This is a genomic window from Bizionia myxarmorum, from assembly GCF_008086205.1.
In the GTDB taxonomy this organism is placed as follows: Bacteria; Bacteroidota; Bacteroidia; order Flavobacteriales; family Flavobacteriaceae; genus Algorimicrobium; species Algorimicrobium myxarmorum.
Genome location: NZ_VSKK01000003.1, coordinates 63,358 through 81,752, shown reverse-complemented (window position 1 = coordinate 81,752; position 18,395 = coordinate 63,358). Strand labels below are relative to the sequence as shown.

At 33.7% G+C, this 18,395-nt stretch carries 16 protein-coding genes; 9 read left to right on the top strand and 7 right to left on the bottom strand.

Annotation, left to right across the window (positions count from 1 at the left end):
• Positions 1-136: 136 nt before the first annotated feature.
• From ES674_RS11570 to ES674_RS11555, 4 genes are read left to right on the top strand one after another with little or no spacing between them, the layout of a single operon-like run.
• Positions 137-1,279, top strand: a complete 1,143-nt coding sequence (locus tag ES674_RS11570) for an aminotransferase class I/II-fold pyridoxal phosphate-dependent enzyme (protein ID WP_148404204.1) — start codon at positions 137-139, stop codon at positions 1,277-1,279.
• Positions 1,272-3,170: a nucleoside-diphosphate sugar epimerase/dehydratase gene (locus ES674_RS11565; protein ID WP_148404203.1), complete on the top strand. Its 1,899-nt coding sequence runs from the start codon at positions 1,272-1,274 to the stop codon at positions 3,168-3,170. The genes ES674_RS11570 and ES674_RS11565 overlap by 8 nt, the downstream gene beginning before the upstream one ends.
• A gap of 12 nt (positions 3,171-3,182) precedes the next feature.
• Entirely contained in the window at positions 3,183-3,965 is a 783-nt protein-coding gene (locus tag ES674_RS11560; RefSeq protein ID WP_148404202.1) for a polysaccharide biosynthesis/export family protein, read from the top strand.
• Between the two features lie 21 nt (positions 3,966-3,986).
• Positions 3,987-6,338: a GumC family protein gene (locus ES674_RS11555; RefSeq protein ID WP_148404201.1), complete on the top strand. Its 2,352-nt coding sequence runs from the start codon at positions 3,987-3,989 to the stop codon at positions 6,336-6,338.
• A gap of 6 nt (positions 6,339-6,344) precedes the next feature.
• Here ES674_RS11555 and ES674_RS11550 read toward each other — a convergent pair whose 3' ends face one another.
• Positions 6,345-7,523 (bottom strand): proline dehydrogenase family protein, encoded by a 1,179-nt coding sequence (locus ES674_RS11550; RefSeq protein WP_148404200.1) that lies wholly within the window; start codon positions 7,521-7,523, stop codon positions 6,345-6,347.
• Positions 7,524-7,617: 94 nt separating this feature from the next.
• On the opposite strand from ES674_RS11550, the gene aroB reads away from it, so the two are divergent.
• The gene (gene aroB, locus ES674_RS11545) at positions 7,618-8,676 is read left to right on the top strand and encodes a 3-dehydroquinate synthase (RefSeq protein ID WP_148404199.1); all 1,059 of its coding nucleotides are present in this window, start codon (positions 7,618-7,620) and stop codon (positions 8,674-8,676) included.
• Between the two features lie 4 nt (positions 8,677-8,680).
• Here aroB and ES674_RS11540 read toward each other — a convergent pair whose 3' ends face one another.
• The 3 genes from ES674_RS11540 to ES674_RS11530 all read right to left on the bottom strand — a co-directional run bounded on the left by ES674_RS11540 (position 8,681) and on the right by ES674_RS11530 (position 10,971).
• Entirely contained in the window at positions 8,681-9,196 is a 516-nt protein-coding gene (locus tag ES674_RS11540) for a DinB family protein (protein WP_148404198.1), read from the bottom strand.
• Between the two features lie 75 nt (positions 9,197-9,271).
• Positions 9,272-9,751, bottom strand: coding sequence for an Lrp/AsnC family transcriptional regulator (locus ES674_RS11535; protein ID WP_148404197.1), 480 nt, complete (start codon positions 9,749-9,751; stop codon positions 9,272-9,274).
• Positions 9,752-9,822: 71 nt separating this feature from the next.
• Entirely contained in the window at positions 9,823-10,971 is a 1,149-nt protein-coding gene (locus tag ES674_RS11530; protein ID WP_246126032.1) for a M14 family metallopeptidase, read from the bottom strand.
• Between the two features lie 278 nt (positions 10,972-11,249).
• Between ES674_RS11530 and ES674_RS11525 the strand changes: the two genes are divergently transcribed.
• The 4 genes from ES674_RS11525 to ES674_RS15425 all read left to right on the top strand — a co-directional run bounded on the left by ES674_RS11525 (position 11,250) and on the right by ES674_RS15425 (position 13,129).
• Positions 11,250-11,660, top strand: coding sequence for a helix-turn-helix domain-containing protein (locus ES674_RS11525; protein WP_148404196.1), 411 nt, complete (start codon positions 11,250-11,252; stop codon positions 11,658-11,660).
• 87 nt (positions 11,661-11,747) lie between these two features.
• Entirely contained in the window at positions 11,748-12,116 is a 369-nt protein-coding gene (locus ES674_RS11520; protein WP_148404195.1) for a DNA topoisomerase IV, read from the top strand.
• Between the two features lies 1 nt (position 12,117).
• Positions 12,118-12,909 carry a TerC family protein gene (locus tag ES674_RS11515; RefSeq protein WP_148404194.1) on the top strand — a complete coding sequence of 264 codons (792 nt, stop codon included), beginning with the start codon at positions 12,118-12,120 and terminating at the stop codon, positions 12,907-12,909.
• Positions 12,910-12,970: 61 nt separating this feature from the next.
• Positions 12,971-13,129: a hypothetical protein gene (locus tag ES674_RS15425; RefSeq protein WP_170234009.1), complete on the top strand. Its 159-nt coding sequence runs from the start codon at positions 12,971-12,973 to the stop codon at positions 13,127-13,129.
• A 7-nt stretch (positions 13,130-13,136) separates the two neighbouring features.
• On the opposite strand, the gene ES674_RS11510 is transcribed toward ES674_RS15425, so the two are convergent.
• Genes ES674_RS11510 through ES674_RS11500 form a run of 3 tightly spaced genes read right to left on the bottom strand, consistent with a single transcriptional unit; the run spans position 13,137 to position 18,153 of the window.
• Positions 13,137-15,812 (bottom strand): DNA gyrase/topoisomerase IV subunit A, encoded by a 2,676-nt coding sequence (locus ES674_RS11510; protein WP_148404193.1) that lies wholly within the window; start codon positions 15,810-15,812, stop codon positions 13,137-13,139.
• Entirely contained in the window at positions 15,812-16,297 is a 486-nt protein-coding gene (locus ES674_RS11505) for a hypothetical protein (protein ID WP_148404192.1), read from the bottom strand. Before ES674_RS11505 ends, ES674_RS11510 begins: the two co-directional genes overlap by 1 nt.
• A complete protein-coding gene (locus tag ES674_RS11500) occupies positions 16,294-18,153 on the bottom strand; it encodes a DNA topoisomerase IV subunit B (RefSeq protein WP_148404191.1) in 1,860 nt (619 codons plus the stop codon). Before ES674_RS11500 ends, ES674_RS11505 begins: the two co-directional genes overlap by 4 nt.
• Positions 18,154-18,395: the final 242 nt, after the last annotated feature.

The window sequence follows — 18,395 nt, the reverse complement described above, 5'->3', positions numbered from 1 at the left end:
AGTTCGTCCTTTTACGATAAACGGACAATACTCGCGATGAAAAGGACGCTTGTAATTTTCAAAAAATCAAAAAACGTAGAAATTAGTTATTTGTCGTATTTATTTGACGGAAACTATTTAAACATAGATATTTACCATGACAAAAAATGATTCGGGATTGAAATCTAAAATATGGTTATCAGCGCCACATATGAGTGGTCATGAACAAGATTTTATAAACCTAGCTTTTTCAACTAATTGGATTGCGCCTTTAGGTCCTAATGTAGATGGTTTTGAAAGTGATTTGGAACTATATCTCGGAAACGAATCGCATGTTGCAGTATTAAGTTCAGGAACGGCAGCCATACATGTAGCGCTGAAGCTTTTGAATATTACGCAAGGTGATGAAGTGCTATGTCAAACAAAGACATTTGTTGCTTCTGTGAATCCAGTAATATATGCTGGTGCCACACCAATTTTTGTTGATAGCGAAAGTGAAACTTGGAACATGTGTCCTGTAATGCTTGAAAAAGCAATTTTAGACCGAATAGAAAAAGGTAAAAAACCAAAAGCAATTATTGCTATTAATTTATATGGAATGCCATACAAGGTAACCGAAATACACGCCATTGCTAAAAAGCACCAGATTGCCGTTATTGAAGACAGCGCTGAAGCATTAGGAAGCAAATACCACAGTCAACCCTGCGGTACATTTGGCGATTTTTCTATTTTGTCTTTTAATGGAAACAAAATAATAACAACCTCCGGCGGTGGCGCTTTGGTTTCTAGAAATATTAAGAATAAAAAACGAACCGTTTTTTTAGCAACTCAAGCAAAGGATCCAGGAATTGAATATAGCCATTCCGAAATTGGATATAATTATAGAATGTCCAATATTCTAGCTGGCATTGGTCGCGGACAAATGCAGGTTTTAGACAATAGAATTTCCGCTAGAAGAGCAAATTTTGATTATTATAAGAAGGCACTTCACTATATTTCAGAAATAGAATTTTTAACAGAACCAGACAATTATTACTCAAATAGATGGTTAACAGCAATTTTATTTGTTAATAAAGAAATAAGAGATGGTATTTTAAATACTCTAATATCTGAAAACATTGAAGCAAGACCGTCTTGGAAACCAATGCATCAACAACCTATTTATAAAAATTACCCTAATTATTTAAATGGCATTGCCGATAATTTATTTGATCGCGGCCTCTGTTTACCGAGCGGTTCTAATTTATCAAATATGGAACTAGATCGTGTTATACAGGTTATAAAAAATTATTTTGGATAAAATATATAGTCTTTTACGGAAATTATCAAATCGCTACGCATCTAAATGGTTAGTGCTCCTATTCGATTCATGTATTATTGCATTTACTTTTTTTATCGCCCATTTAATTCGCTATAATTTTGCTATCGACTTTGATTTCTCCATGTTTTTAAAGCAAATTCCATTTGTAGTGCTTGCTGGAATAATCAGTTTTTTGCTGGTCAGCTCTCATAAAGGCGTGGTTAGATTTACAGGCTTTAAGGATGTGGTAAATATTGTTATTGGAGTTAATATTTTAGCAACACTATTAATTGTTACTACTTTTTTAAGTCGAAAATATAACTATAACAACATTTTCGATATTGCCGGATCTATTATTTATATCCATTTATTGTTGAATATGTTTTTTCTTATCGGCGCTAAATTTTTCATTAAGTCCATTTATAGATCTTTAATAACGGATGGCGAGGATACTAAAAAAAGTATTGTACTAATTTATGGCGCGGGCGATTCAGGTATTATTACATACAGCGCTATAACTAGCGATGCGAAGAGCGACATTGATGTTTTTGGCTTTATTGATGACAATGAGCGTAAAGTTGGTAAAAAAATAAACCTCTTATATGTTTACAGCTCTAAAAATCTGACAAAAGAATTTATAGAAAAACATCAAATAGATTCTGTTATTATATCCATACAGAATATTGATTCTACGAGGTTACTTCAAATTACGAGTAAATTATTCGCACTAAATTTAAATGTGAAAATTGTTCCCGCCGTTCAAACTTGGATTGATGGCGATTTAAGCATCGGACAAATTAAAGATATTAAGATTGAAGATTTATTAGGACGTGAACCTATTAATATTGACAATCCCGTTTTACATGATGAATATAGTAATCGCACCATATTAATTACAGGTGCTGCTGGTTCCATAGGAAGCGAATTGGTTAGAAAACTGTCTATTTTTAATTTTTCAAATTTAATTCTGATTGATAATGCCGAATCGCCTTTATATGATTTGCAACAAGAATTATCTAGAAACGGTATTCCAAATGTTACGCCTATAATAGCGGACATTAGGAATAAAGTGCGATTAGATGCTATTTTCAATTTATACAAACCAGAAATTGTATTCCACGCTGCCGCCTATAAACACGTGCCTTTAATGGAACAAAATCCTTATGAAGCTGTTAGTGTCAACGTTTTGGGAACTAGAAATGCGGTGTATTTGTCTAAAAAGTATGGCGCAGATAAATTCATTTTAATTTCAACAGATAAAGCCGTAAACCCTACAAATGTAATGGGTGCCACAAAGCGTATTGCCGAAATGCTAATTTGTTGTCAGCAAAATTCGCAAAGCAAAACCAAATTCATAATTACCCGTTTTGGTAATGTTTTAGGCTCCAATGGTTCGGTAATTCCGCTATTCAAAAAACAAATCGAAGCCGGTGGACCTTTAACCGTTACCCATATAGATATTATTCGTTATTTTATGACAATTCCCGAAGCAAGTTTGCTTGTTTTAGAAGCTGCCGCCATGGGATTGGGTCATGAAATATTTGTTTTTGATATGGGAAAACCCGTTAAGATATTTGATTTAGCTAAAAACATGATTGCTTTATCTGGATTAAAATACCCATCAGATATTGATATAAAAATTACCGGATTAAGACCTGGAGAAAAAATATTTGAAGAATTACTGATAGAAGGTGAAAATATTAAGCCTACCTATAACGAAAAAATCATGATTGCTAAATGCAAACCCGTGAATATTAATAGAACTGAACATCTGATAAAAGAATTATGTTTATTGAGTTCTACTTCGCAAAACATTGAAATTGTATCAAAAATTAAAGATATTGTATCGGAATATCACCCGAATAATTCAACATATGATGTTTTAAACTAAACCAAACCAACCATGAACATTACAAAACAAATCCTTAAAAATTTCAGTCTACTCCTACTCGCAGTTGTAGCATCTTCTTGCGTAACAAGTAAAGAAATTATCTATTTTCAAGATGAAGCCGTGAATAAAAATAACGATTTGGTAATGCATGCCGATCTTGTTTATAAACCAAACGATTTAATTTTTATTAGTATTGGCGGTGATGCCGAAGCTGTAGCGCCTTTTAATTTGCCAGCAGTTTCTTATAGTGTGTCATCCGTTTCTGCAAATGCCGATTTAAAAATGCCTACTTATATTATAGATAAAAATGGCCTTATAGAATATCCAGTATTAGGAAGTATTAAGCTAGGTGGCTTATCTCGTGAAGACGCCACATCTTTTTTGAAAAATAAAATTAGTGCATATGTTAAGGATCCGGTTATCAATATTCGCTTAATAAATTTTACGGTAACGGTTTTGGGTGAAGTTAGAAATCCTGGAACATTCACGGTTGAAGATGAACGTATTTCACTGACGGAAGCTTTAGGTTTGGCAGGCGATTTAACCATTTATGGAAAACGTGAAAATGTATTTTTAATTCGCGAACGCGATGGTAAAAAAGTGTTCACCAAATTCGATTTAACAAAAATTAGCACCGTAACATCGCCTAACTACTATTTAGAGCAAAATGATGTGTTAGTAATTGAACCAAATTCTGCCAAAGTACGTTCAGCATCTTACAACCAGAACAATGGTGTAATCATTTCAGCTATTGGCACATTAGCAACCATTATTGCCATATTTTTAGTTAAATAAAGCTTTTACACGTTATACTTCATGAAACAAACTGCGCATTTTAGAGATTTAATCGAGCCTTATTTAAACAGATGGAAGTTTATACTTTTATGTGTTCTTTCAGCATTGGTTCTGGCTATTGTATATTTAAGATACGCTAGCTACGAATATCAAGCCAAGGCTACTATAAAAATTAGAGACGACAAATCTCAAGGGAAATTACCCGAAATTTCTAGTCTTCAAAATTATGGCTTGTTTAGTAACGATCAGAATAATGTTTTAGATGAAATTGAAATCATCAAATCCCGAAATCTTATTGCTAGTGTTGTTAAAGACTTAAAATTTAATATTCAGTTTTTCGTTGAAGGACGCATTCAAGCTCATGAAGTTTATACAAATCCGCCATTATACATCAATTTTAGTGCAACAGATTCCATCTTGCATACTATTGATACGACATTTAATATTCGAATTAATTCTTCCAAAGACTTCATTTTTAAAGGAATTCCTCAAGATAGCAAAATTTTAAAAGGAAATACGCAAAAGCATGACGATATAGAAGGTGTATTATACGATTTTGGAAAGAACGTAGAAACTGGCTTTGGCAATATTATTATAACACCTAATATTGGTCAATATGCTACAAAAATTGGTTCAGATATCACCATCCGCATTAAACCTTTAGCCAAAGTTACCAGCGATTATAAAACCAAGCTTCAAATTCAAACCACAGAATTATCCAGTATAATAAAACTGACCATTAATGATAACGTTCGCGAAAAAGCCCAGCTCTTTTTAGATAAATTAATTATAAAATATAACGAGGATGTTATTAATGACAAGAATATGGTGGTTGAAGCCACTTCCAATTTCATTAATGATCGATTAGAAGGTGTTTCACGTGAACTAGGCATAGTAGATTTAACGGCCGAAGATATTCAGCAGGAAAACAAACTGACCAACCTTTCTACCCAATCCACCATTTTCCTTCAAACGGAAAAAGAAAACGAATCGAAGATTACCGAAACTGGTATGCAGTTGCAATTAATAGATTATATGCGTGATCATTTAGCAAGTAATCAGAATCCTTCGGATTTATTACCCTTAAACATGGGTATTGAAGATGGAAACATTGGACAAGTAGCCAAGCGCCACAATAGTTTGGTGCAAGAACGTGATCGGATTTTAAAGAATTCCAGTGAAATAAATCCTACGGTTGTTAACTTAACCAATCAGATTAGCCAATTAAAAGCAGATTTAGCTCAAAGTTTAAGTAGTAAAAAATCCACAAGTCAGATTGCTTATAATAGTTTGGTTGCTGAAAATTCGCGTATTAACTCCCAAATCTATTCTGCTCCACAAAAAGAACGTCAGTTTAAAGATATTAAGCGCCAGCAAGACATCAAGGAATCCTTATACTTGTATTTATTGCAAAAGCGCGAGGAATCTGCTATAACACATGGTGTTTCCTCTCCAAATGCTAAAATTGTGGATAAAGCCTATGCTTCAGGAACGCCAGTAGCACCGAAATCCGTTATTATTATTTTAGCAGCCTTAATTTTAGGGTTTAGTTTACCAATTGGTATTATTTATCTTTTAACCTTATTGGATACCAAAGTTCATACAGCGCAAGATGTTAAGAAATTAATTGATGTGCCGTTTATTGGTGATATTCCGCAATCTAGCAAACGCACACAACTTATTAAACAAATTGATTATTCACCGAAAGCAGAAGCTTTCAGAATGGTGCGTACCAATATTGAATTTATGCTTAAAAGCGTATCCAAACACTCTAAAGTTATTTTTATTACATCCACTACTAGCAAAGAAGGAAAGTCGCATACCTCCATCAATTTAGCACTTTCCATTTCTTACACTAACAAAAAAGTACTCTTAATGGAAACGGACATTCGGGTACCCAAAGCAACCAATTATTTGAATGTTAAAAATGACATGGGATTAACGAATTATATAAGTGATCCGAGTTTGCAACTTTCAGATGTAATTGTGAAATTAGAAGGAAATGACTATTTGGATGTTATTCCATGTGGCGTTATACCACCGAATCCAGCAGAGTTATTAATGAGTAGCCGCATGCAAGAATTGTTTGACGCTGTAGACAACAAATATGATTATATAGTGGTAGATACTGCTGCAGTAGGTTTGGTTACAGATACACTTTTAATAAGTAAACATGCTGATCTATTCATTTACGTTGTTCGCGCCAATTATCTTGATAAGAGACGTTTGCAAATTGCAGAAACTATGTATCAAGAAAAGCGCTTACCAAATATGGCGATACTTTTAAACAGTGTGAACCAGAAAAAAGCCAACAGTTACGGCTATGGTTACGGCAAAAATCCGAACTCTAAAAAGTGGTGGCAGCGTAAATAGGAAAATCTATTTAGCGGCTTTACGTCTTGCTTTTTCTTTCTTAATTAACATGAGTTCACGTCCTGTTTGCCCAGCAACAGACGTGTTCTCTTCGGCACGTCTAATTAAGTACGGCATAACATCTCTAACGGGTCCAAAAGGAACATATTTAGCAACATTATAACCTATGTTGGCTAAATTGAAACTTATATTATCACTCATACCAAACAGTTGTCCAAACCAAACACGATTATCAGTAATATTAAGACCTTTCTCTTTCATAAGATCCATGACCATATAACTACTCAATTCATTATGTGTCCCAACAAATACGGAGATTTCAGAAATATTATCTAAAATATATTGAGCAGCTGCATTGAAATTTTCATCTGTATCTAATTTACTTTCGCAAATTGGTGTTGGGTACCCCAATTCTAAAGCGCGTTCATGCTCTATTTCCATATAAGCGCCACGAACAATTTTGTAGCCTAAATAAAAGCCTTCTTTTCTACCTAACTCATGTTGCTCCTTTAGAAAAGCCATTCTATCATGGCGATACATCTGCAAGGTGTTATATACAATAGTTTTATCTTTGTTGTACTTGCGCATCATATCTGTAACCAAATGATCTACGGCATCTTGAGTCCAGCTATGTTCAGCATCAATTAAAATTTCGACATCTTTCTCTAATCCTAATTTACAAACTGCATCATATCGTGCAACCACGCGATTCCATTCTTCTTGCTCGGATTCGGTAAGCGTTTTCCCTTCACCAATTTTCTGATATAAAGCGAGTCGACCAAAGCCTGTAGGCTTAAAAACAGCAATTGGCATGGCTGTTCTATCATCTGAAAAACGAATTATTTTTAAGGTTTTTTCCATAGCACCATCAAAATGTGCTTCGGTTTCCTTCCCTTCTACTGAATAATCTAGAACCGAACTCACACCTTTGGTATGCATATCATCAATTACATCTAGGCAATCTTCTTCATTGACGCCACCACAAAAATGATCAAAAACCGTAGCACGAATAATGCCTTCTACTGGCAAATGCAACTTGATAGCGAAGTTTGTAAGCGCTGTTCCTATTTGTACCAAGGGTTCGTTAGATATCATTTTGAAAAGAAAATGTGCGCGGTCTAACTCCTTATTACTTTTTAATTGAAAAGCAATTTCGGTATTGTCAAATAATTTTAAGTCCTCCATAACAATTGAAAATTATGCAAAGATAATTATCATTCAACTACTTATTTATAAAAAAAACACCTTATTTTACCTTTTATTTTTTTCCATTTATCTCATGAAATTTATACAATCCGAAAATTACCCAATATACTTTAATTCAAATTGTTACACAGCTTTAAACAGTCATTTAGAGGCGCAAAATTATTCTATTATTTTTATTTTAGTTGATGAAAATACGCACAATGTATGTTTAACGCCGTTTTTGGAACAATTAGAAACGTCTTGTACCATTGAAATTATAGAAATTGAATCAGGTGAAGAGCACAAAACTATAGATACTTGTGTGGGCGTTTGGAACGCATTATCAGAACTTGGCGCAGACCGAAAAAGCCTCATTATAAATTTAGGAGGTGGCGTTGTTACGGATCTTGGAGGTTTTGTAGCTTCTACATTTAAACGTGGAATTAACTATATAAATGTACCAACATCACTATTAGCAATGGTTGACGCTTCAGTAGGTGGAAAAACTGGCGTGGATTTAGGCCATTTAAAAAATCAGATTGGCGTAATAAATTCTGGAGAAATGGTTTTAATTGACACCAGTTTTTTAGAAACGTTACCCGAAAACCAAATGCGCTCCGGATTAGCGGAAATGCTAAAGCATGGCTTAATTTACAGCAGAACGTATTGGAATAAATTTTCTACAGATGCCATTAGTGATTATGACAGCCTTATTTACGAATCTGTTGTTATCAAAAATAACATTGTTAGTCAAGATCCATTAGAGCAAAATCTGCGAAAAACTTTAAATTATGGACATACTTTAGGCCATGCTATCGAATCGTATTTTTTGAGTAACCCTGAAAAAGAAGCCTTGTTACACGGCGAAGCTATTGCCATTGGAATGATTTTAGCCAATTATATTTCAACAGAATTGGCCGGTTTCCCTAAAGAAGAAAACGACACTATTAAAAGTTTCATAAAACGTATTTTTGGAGATGTTATAATCCTTCCCTCCGATTATGACGCTATAATTGAACTTCTTAAATATGATAAGAAAAACGAACACGGAAACATTAACTTTGTACTATTAGAAGAAATGGGGAAACCACGTATCAAATGTTTAGTAAGCAACGAAATCATTATGAAAGCTTTTGAATATTACAAAGCTTAAATTTTTATAAATAGCGTTCTTTTATAATGTCAATATGATGTTTTTCATGGCCTATTAAAATAAAACCGATAGCTCTTACAGACATATCAGCCTCACTTGCATTACCAATTTGCTCTAACATTTTTTTGGAAAAACTACTAAATAGGGAAATAGTAGATTCTCTTAAATCCAAATAATCATTTATTAATTGCTCGCGGGTTCTTCGGTTCGCTACACTAGCTAAAACATAATCATCCTGCTCAAAACCTGGCAAAGGCGTTCTATCCTGTCTTGCAAAACGTAAAGCGCGATACACAAAAACATGTTCGGTGTCAATTAGATGTTGCAAAATTTCTTTTATGGTCCATTTTCCATCTGAATATCGATATTCTAATCTATTTTCAGGAATCGAATTGAAAAAAGCTTCCGTTTGCTGCATACCCTGCCCCAAACCACTTAATAAACTTAAAGAACCACTTTTTTTAATGTAATTAGCATAAAAATCAGCATATTCAGTATCGGGAATTTGATTTGAAAACATAAATTTAGTATTTACATGCATTAAAAAAGCGCTTTCTAATGAAAACGCTTGTCCTTAATATTTTGAGAAAGAAAATTACATGTTATTAAAAATAGAATGCATTAATCTTTTCTTATCATTTAAGCTTTCCTCTAAAGATATCATCGTTTCTGTCCGATAAACACCTTCTATGTCATCAATCATAAAGATTACTTCTTTTGCGTGTTCTGTATTTTTAGCGCGGATTTTACAGAATACATTAAATTTACCTGTAGTAATATGCGCTACAGTAACATAAGGAATTTCATTTATACGCTCTAAAACAAATTTTGTTTGAGATGTTTTTTGAAGAAAAACGCCCACATAAGCTATAAAAGCATATCCTAATTTCTTGTAATCCAAGGTTAAAGATGATCCTTTAATAATTCCTGCTTCTTCCATTTTCTTTACGCGAACATGAACCGTTCCAGCAGATATAACCAATTTTTTGGCGATATCAGTGAAGGGAACTCGTGTATTGTCAATCAACATTTCTAGAATCTGATGATCAACGTCGTCTAATTTAAATTTTGCCATTTTTATAATTTCTTTAAATAAAAAGCAAAAATAAGATAATATTTCTAAATATTATATCTATAAAATGAAGTTTAAGCCTTTAATAATGAATATTTAGCATTATTTAACATTATGAAATCGCTTTCCTGACCAGCTTCTATAGATGACATATCAATATTTGAGATGGCATTACCATCCGCATCATATTCTTTGTGACCAAAAAACCCATTTAAACGCTCCATTTTTTCGATTTTAGGAACAAAAAGAATCTTTCCATCCTCCAATCGCTCTTGGTATTGTACAGCAATATCCACGCGTTCTCCACTATGCATGGCATTTCTAATGATAAGATCAAAAAAGCATTTATCATTTTGAGGTACACTAAAATAATCTTGATAATTAGAACCTGTTAATTCATGACTAGCAATGGTATTTAAAGCCACAACTAATGCATGATATATAAAAAAGCGCGTTTCTTCCCGATTATAATCATTTTCAAAATGTCCTGCTTCAAACAATACGGTTGGAACACCCAAAGCCTGAAAAGTATCACCCACACAATTCAAATTAAAACCATCGTCATATAAAGCTATTTGATTAGGAATCAGCTTTTGCAATTCAGCATTCATGGATACAATGAGCTCCATAGCTATTTTACGCGTATTAGTAACTGTACGCGCTTCATTTTCTGCAGGCGACAAAAATGACACAGTGGCTGGCTTGGAAGTTGCTCCGACGCTAAAAATGGTTCGTTGCCCATGCAGATTAAAGCAAAAATCGGGTCTGAACTTATGGAAACACTCATGAAGAATACGACTTTCAGGTTGTGTTAACGCTTGCGCATCTCTATTTAAATCGACTGCATTAGCATTTAAACGCGTATAAACTTCGGCGCCATCCGGATTTAAAATGGGAATTATTAGTAAGGTACAAGACTCTAAAATAGAATTATTGACCTTCAAAAAGTTTATTAAATCGAAAATAGACTTGGTCGTCGTGGATTCATTTCCGTGCATTTGTGACCAAATCAAAATACGTTTTATACCGTTTCCTAATTGAATGGAATGTATGGGACGTTTCTGGACAGACGATCCTTCAACATAAATTTTAAAATATTCACCTAGTTTTTTTAGCAAAGGGGCAATCCTAGAACCGGTAATATACCGACCATTTAAATGGGATTCTCTGTAGCTATTATACTCGGTTTTTAAGGCGTTATGATACATCTGTAAATTTGTCATGTTACAAAGGTAAACAAATACTTATTTACATTTGTAAACAACAAAATAAGACACTTTGTATACGAATGTATACAGAATACTATGGGTATATCGAAAATTTAAGAGTTGAAAATATCGCATTAGTTATTTATTATGTATTTAATTATCTTTCAGTAATTTATAGTTTATTATATAAAGCTTATGTTTATTATAAGTAGTGGTTTTAGGATATTTAACAAGGGTTTGTTGTAAATAATATTTACATTTGTAATTACAATTAACAGCATTAACAGTTTACAGTGATAAACAGCCCAGAATTCTCAAAACGACTAGAAAAAGTCATCAAATTCCATGATGAAACAGCCTCCTCTTTTGCCGAAAAAGTAGGTGTTCAACGCTCGAGTATTTCCCATATTTTATCGGGAAGAAATAAGCCAAGCTTGGATTTTGTGATGAAAGTTTTAGATACTTATCCAACTGTAGAATTATATTGGCTACTAAATGGGAAAGGTACTTTTCCTAAATCGGAGTCGACGCCAATTTCAAATGCTCCAACTCCAATTGTAAATCCTATTCCAAAATCTGCATCAGAAAAAATTTCCAATAATATTCCTGAAAGTTTAAATCAACTTTCTGCGGATACGAATAAAGATATTGAGCGCATTGTTATTTTCTTTAAGGATGGAACTTTTAAAAATTTCAATAATTGAAAACTTTCTAAATATTTTTTCAAATAATTCATTCTCAAGAAGGCTGCAGTACGGTAATGTTTCTTAATTTTGTTCAAAACATGAACTATGAGAATTCTTTTATGCCTTTTTTTTGTATTCTTTGTAAGCTGCTACGAAGTAGAGCGTAATTGCACAGATTACCAAACAGGTACATTTACAAGTGCTATTACTATTAATGATTCCACGTACAACTCTGTTTTTACCAGAACAAAAGATTTACAAGTAGAAACTTATAAAGGTCACGTGGATTCGACAACAGTACGTTGGATTAATGACTGTGAAGTAATATTTAGGACCATTAATCCTAAAAACATGCAGGAACAGAAGGATATTCATCTTAAAATTTTAACCACAACTTATTCTACCTATACTTTTGAATATTCCTATATTGGAGATAAAACGAAACAAAAAGGAACAGCAACACGCATAAACTAATATGTTAGATTTTTTGCTCACCACAGATGCCATCATGGCGTTATTAACATTAACATTCCTGGAAATTATTCTGGGTATTGATAATATTGTATTTATTTCCATTGCAGCTAATAAGTTGCCGGAAGATCAGCGCGGTAAAGCTACCAACATTGGTTTGCTATTAGCCATGGTTCAGCGTATTATACTATTATTTTTTGTCAGTTTTCTAATTGGCCTATCCAAACCATTTTATGTTTTTGATACGGATTGGTTACATATAGGCATTAGTGGTCAAGCTATTATTTTATTTGGCGGAGGTTTATTTCTAATTTATAAAAGTACATCGGAAATTCGCGAGAAAGTAGAAGATCCAGGTCATGATGAAAATGAAGTAAAAGGAAAAAAGATAAAAACATTAAGTCAAGCTATTGTTCAGATAATGATTATCGATTTTATATTTTCTATCGATTCTATACTAACGGCAGTAGGTATGACCAATAACCTTCATGAAAATCATTATTACAATTTAGTTTTAATGATTATTGCTGTCGTTATTTCCATTGGCATTATGATTGGTTTTGCCAATCCTATTCGGAAATTCATTGATGCCCATCCTAGTGTTCAATTATTAGGTTTAGCATTTTTAATTTTAATTGGTTTTATGCTAATTACAGAAGCTGCGCATTTATCGGATACCGAATTATTCGGAAAAACGGTTGGTGCCATACCAAAAGGTTATTTATATTTCGCCATTGCCTTCTCGTTATTTGTAGAGTTTTTAAACTTTCGAATTTCAAAAAGAAAGAAAAAATAAAAAAGGTGTTCAATTTAATTTGAACACCTTTTAATATTTATATTTTTAGAATTTTATTCCTATGAAAAAAATCAATCCTAAAGCTTTATACCTTATCTCTACAGCTTTAATTCTTGCCTCTATTTTCTTTAAAGAATCCAACCCTAATGTTTATTACACGCTTATAATAGCTGGAGTTTTAGCATTCCTTTGGGGCGCTTCCTCCCATTTCAGAAATTAATTTGGCATTAGAATAACGTAGCTTGACCTTTATCATCTACGCCGCCTGTAGGTGTATCATCGTCATCGTCTTCATCATATAGTTCATCAGAGTCATTACTGTTTGAAATTTCATCCGTTTCAGCACTAACTTCCGTTTCATCAACCACATCTAAATCTTGTGCAGGAATGTCTTCTGGTGCTTCATAAGGCAAAGGGTCCAACATATCTATTTGTTTTACCTTGTCTTTCGTTAATTGATTACCTAAAGCGGAAATTCCTTTAACAGCAATGAATTCTTCTAAATTCACTTCCAAATTATCTTTGCGGTCTTTTCCGCGTTCTTTAGTAAATTCAATATCTACCATGGGTTTCCAATCTGTGGAAACAATTTCTAACTGGGAATTTTCGTGTTCGGAAATAAACAATTCTTCGCGACTTTCATTTTCCACCAAGAAACGCTTTACATAATAGCGTTCTTTTTCGCCATCAAAATAAATGGCTGAAATTGGCTTTTTAGGAATCCATTTTTCCATGACAATCATATCGTCATCAAAGCGTGTGGTGACTTCTGGTACGATAGTTTTTATGAAACCAGACTGTCTAATTATTAAAATCCGATCTTCACCTCGGAATTCCCCAACTAAATCGCCGCGTCCATCCACATTTAAACGTTTTACATTATCGTCAAACCAAATTTTTCGCGGTTTTAAAGTCGAAACGCCTTTTTCTTTAAGTTCTACTTTCTTAATGGCATGTTTAGTTACTACATTTCCTTTAGAACTGCGACCTTTAATTATAATATCTGCAAAATCAACATCCCATTTCAACTTTTTAATACTTCCTACTTGACGTAAATGAACGGTTACTACTTCAGCCTCTCCATTTGGGTTAGCAGAAAAATACCACAATGCCGAATTTTTCGAACCATTGGTCATATCGTATTCTTTATCACGCGTCATGGACGTTACGGCAAAGCGTTTAACATAAGTGGGTCCATTTTTACCATCGCGATACATCATATTATAGATGGTACGTTTGTCTTTTTTTCTAAAAACATCCACATGAATAATATCTTTGCCAATAAAGGTTTTCGCGTCCACTTTGGTAACCATCATAATCCCATCATTGGTGAAAACAATAATGTCATCAATGTCGGAACAGTCACAAACATATTCATCTTTTTTAAGAGACGTTCCAATAAAACCTTCTTTCCTATTAACGTATAATTTGGTGTTTCTGATAATTACTTTGGTCGCATCTACATCATCAAAAGCGCGGATTTCAGTTTTGCGCTCTTTGCCAGCGCCATATTCCTTTTTAAGACGCTCAAAATAAGCAATGGCATAAGCGATTAAGTTTGCTAAATGGTGTTTAACTTCAGCAATTTGCTCTTCTAAAGCATCAATTTTTTGTTGAGCTTTATCAATATCAAATTTAGATATACGTTTAATTCTAATTTCCGTTAACCGCACAATATCATCTTCAACTACTTTACGTTTTAAATGTGAAATATGTGGCTGTAATCCTCTATCTATGGCGCTTATAACACCTTCCCAAGTTTCTTCTTCTTCAATATCACGATAGATCCGATTTTCAATAAAAATCCGCTCTAAAGATGCAAAATGCCATTGTTCTTCAAACTCACCCAAACGAATTTCCAATTCTGCTTTTAAAAGCAGAACCGTATGATCCGTTGAACGTCTTAACATTTCCGAAACCCCTATAAAAAGCGGCTTATTATCTTCAATGACACAGCCTAGAGGCGAAATTGACGACTCGCAACTGGTAAACGCGTATAGAGCGTCAATAGTTTTATCTGGTGAAATACCGCCTGGTAAATGCACAAGAATCTCCACATTTGCGGCTGTATTATCTTCAATTTTCTTGATTTTAATTTTGCCTTTATCGTTGGCTTTTAAAATAGAATCAATTAAAGACGAGGTATTGGTTCCAAAGGGAATTTCATTAATTACTAAAGTGTTTTTGTCAAGTTGCGAAATTTTTGCACGCACTCTAACTTTCCCTCCTCGAAGTCCGTCCTTATAATCCGATACATCCGCTATTCCTGCTGTTGGAAAATCAGGATATATTATAAAACGCTTTCCACTCAAGTGTTTTATGGAAGCGTCAATTAATTCTATAAAGTTATGTGGTAATATTTTAGTGGATAAACCCACGGCAATTCCTTCGCCACCTTGTGCTAATAAAAGCGGAAACATAACAGGAAGGTTTACGGGTTCCTTTCGGCGACCATCATAACTAGATTGCCATTCCGTAATTTTAGGGTTAAAAACAACATCCAACCCAAATTTAGAAATTCGCGCTTCAATATAACGTGAAGCTGCCGCACTATCACCAGTTAGAATATTTCCCCAGTTACCTTGGGTGTCAATAAGCAAATCTTTTTGACCAATTTGCACCATAGCGTCCGCAATACTAGCGTCACCATGGGGGTGATATTGCATGGTATGCCCAACAATATTAGCCACTTTGTTATAACGACCGTCATCCAAATCCTTCATGGAATGCATAATTCGTCTTTGAACTGGTTTAAAACCGTCTTCAATAGCAGGAACCGCACGCTCTAAAATAACATAGGATGCGTAATCTAAAAACCATTCTTTGTACATACCAGTAATTCTGGTAATCGTTTCTTTAGTCTCTTCCGGTTCTGGTAAGATATCGTCTATTTCGTCGCTCATTAACTCTGTTCTTTTCTATTCTTTTTCACCATTTTACTTAAAGATTGACGCATATATTTAGATTTCTTTTTAGCTACTAAAGTGATATTAAATCGCTCTTTTTTTACGTGATTTCCGTTTTTGCTAGTAATAAAAAGCACTAATTCTTTATAAAGAAAATAGTTGTTTATTTTGAAGGCTGTAAGTCGGGATTTTTCAAACTCAATATGATGTTCTCGGTAATTAAAATATTCTGATAACAATAAACCTTTATTAGTGACCACGACTTTAATGCCATCGCTATCATATTCAAAATATTTAGAAATAAAATGTACCGAGAAAAACACGGCAATAAAAATAGCGGCAATAACGAAGAAAGCAATGATTGGATTATTATCAATATCGCTAAAAGCTCTAAAAATAGTAAGCCACAATACCGCAAGTACAATCAATATGAAATATACCGATATGATGACATTTTTTACTTTTTCGTTACTCGTTCTCATATTACTTCTTCAACAATATCGAGTTCGACTTTAAGGTTATTAATAATGAATTCTTGACGGTCTGGTGTGTTTTTGCCCATATAGAAACTTAATAAATCTTCTATAGACATATTATCATCTAACATAACAGGATCCAAACGAATATTTTCTCCGATAAAATGGACAAATTCATCTGGCGAAATTTCACCAAGACCTTTAAATCGGGTAATTTCCGGTTTAGGTTTTAATTCTTCTAAGGCGCTTCTACGTTCCTCTTCAGAATAACAATAAATGGTTTTTTTCTTGTTACGAACTCGGAATAAAGGCGTTTGTAAAATATATAAATGCCCGTCTTTTATTAATTCTGGAAAAAACTGTAAGAAAAATGTAATTAATAGCAAACGAATATGCATGCCATCCACATCGGCATCGGTAGCGATTACCACGTTATTATAGCGTAAATCTTCTATAGATTCTTCAATATTTAAAGCAGCTTGGAGTAAGTTAAATTCTTCATTTTCATAAACAATTTTTTTCGTTAATCCGTAGCAATTTAAAGGCTTACCTTTTAAACTAAAAACCGCTTGGGTGTTTACATCACGTGATTTGGTAATACTTCCAGAAGCTGAATCACCCTCGGTTATAAACAAGGTAGATTCTAAATTCCTTGGGTGTTTGGTATCGCCAAAGTGTACACGACAATCCCGCAGTTTCTTATTGTGAACACTGGCTTTTTTAGCCCTATCTTTTGCTAATTTTCTAATTCCAGACAACTCCTTACGTTCCCGTTCGGCCTGAAGAATCTTGCGCAGAATTTTATCCGCGGTTTCAGGGTTTTTATGAAGAAAGTTATCGAGTTGGGTTTTTACAAAGTCGTTAATATAGGTTCTTACGGTTGGCAAATCGCCACCCATATCGGTAGATCCTAATTTTGTTTTAGTCTGACTTTCAAAAACAGGTTCCATTACCTTAATGGAAACTGCTGAAACAACTGATTTCCTAACATCAGAAGCATCAAAGTTTTTATTGTAATATTCACGAAAGGTTTTAACAAGCGCCTCACGAAAAGCCGCTAAATGCGTTCCACCTTGTGTGGTATTTTGTCCGTTAACAAAAGAATAGTATTCTTCGCTATATTGCGTTTTACTGTGGGTTAGCGCCACTTCAATATCATCTCCTTTTAAATGGATAATAGGATATAAAAGATCGTTAGCATTGGAGTTTTCCAATAATAAATCCTTCAAACCATTTTCACTATAATATTTTTCGCCATTAAAAACTATGGTTAAACCTGTATTTAGGTAGACATAGTTTTTAAGCATTTTAATAACATACTCGTTACGATACTTATAATTTTTGAAGATTATTTCATCAGGTACAAAAGAAACTTTAGTTCCTTTTCGTCGTGACGTATCATCTAATAAGTCTTGATTTGTTAAATTTCCTTGAGCAAATTCTGCTGAAGCCGATTTATTATCTCGTGTAGATTCAACTCTAAAAAAGCTAGAAAGTGCGTTTACCGCTTTGGTACCTACACCATTTAATCCAACCGATTTCTTAAAAGCCTTACTATCGTATTTTCCACCAGTATTCATTTTGGAAACTACATCTACCACTTTTCCAAGCGGAATTCCACGACCATAATCACGAACCGTGACTTTACTTCCTTGAATAGAAATTTCAATGGTTTTCCCAGCTCCCATAACATATTCGTCAATGGAGTTATCTAAGACCTCTTTAATTAAGATGTAAATCCCATCATCTGCTGAAGAACCGTCACCTAATTTTCCAATATACATTCCAGGACGCATACGGATATGCTCTTTCCAGTCCAGTGAACGGATATTATCTTCAGTATATGCGGTTTCTTGAGACATAATTTGGGCTATTATGGATATGTTGCTAATATAGGGTTTCGCTTGAAAAAATGAAACCTCTATTATGTAAAGTAATTAACAATAAAAAAGGGCTTGTTGTTGAGAACATGGCCTTATAATAAATAGGAAACAATTTTTTAATATTTTGAAGAATATCAGTCTAAATATGCCATTTAAAGAAAAGCTTTAGGGATATAGAACTAAAATTAATAATACCTAAAAATAGCTTGGATCGTATCCGA

Excerpts from the sequence above, each read along its gene's own strand:
- ES674_RS11570 (WP_148404204.1), top strand. The coding sequence starts at position 137 with ATGACAAAAAATGATTCGGGATTGAAATCTAAAATATGGTTATCAGCG.
- ES674_RS11560 (WP_148404202.1), top strand. The coding sequence starts at position 3,183 with ATGAACATTACAAAACAAATCCTTAAAAATTTCAGTCTACTCCTACTC.
- ES674_RS11555 (WP_148404201.1), top strand. The coding sequence starts at position 3,987 with ATGAAACAAACTGCGCATTTTAGAGATTTAATCGAGCCTTATTTAAAC.
- ES674_RS11550 (WP_148404200.1), bottom strand. The coding sequence starts at position 7,523 with ATGGAGGACTTAAAATTATTTGACAATACCGAAATTGCTTTTCAATTA.
- aroB (WP_148404199.1), top strand. The coding sequence starts at position 7,618 with ATGAAATTTATACAATCCGAAAATTACCCAATATACTTTAATTCAAAT.
- ES674_RS11540 (WP_148404198.1), bottom strand. The coding sequence starts at position 9,196 with ATGTTTTCAAATCAAATTCCCGATACTGAATATGCTGATTTTTATGCT.
- ES674_RS11535 (WP_148404197.1), bottom strand. The coding sequence starts at position 9,751 with ATGGCAAAATTTAAATTAGACGACGTTGATCATCAGATTCTAGAAATG.
- ES674_RS11530 (WP_246126032.1), bottom strand. The coding sequence starts at position 10,971 with ATGACAAATTTACAGATGTATCATAACGCCTTAAAAACCGAGTATAAT.
- ES674_RS11520 (WP_148404195.1), top strand. The coding sequence starts at position 11,748 with ATGAGAATTCTTTTATGCCTTTTTTTTGTATTCTTTGTAAGCTGCTAC.
- ES674_RS11515 (WP_148404194.1), top strand. The coding sequence starts at position 12,118 with ATGTTAGATTTTTTGCTCACCACAGATGCCATCATGGCGTTATTAACA.
- ES674_RS15425 (WP_170234009.1), top strand. The coding sequence starts at position 12,971 with ATGAAAAAAATCAATCCTAAAGCTTTATACCTTATCTCTACAGCTTTA.
- ES674_RS11510 (WP_148404193.1), bottom strand. The coding sequence starts at position 15,812 with ATGAGCGACGAAATAGACGATATCTTACCAGAACCGGAAGAGACTAAA.
- ES674_RS11505 (WP_148404192.1), bottom strand. The coding sequence starts at position 16,297 with ATGAGAACGAGTAACGAAAAAGTAAAAAATGTCATCATATCGGTATAT.
- ES674_RS11500 (WP_148404191.1), bottom strand. The coding sequence starts at position 18,153 with ATGTCTCAAGAAACCGCATATACTGAAGATAATATCCGTTCACTGGAC.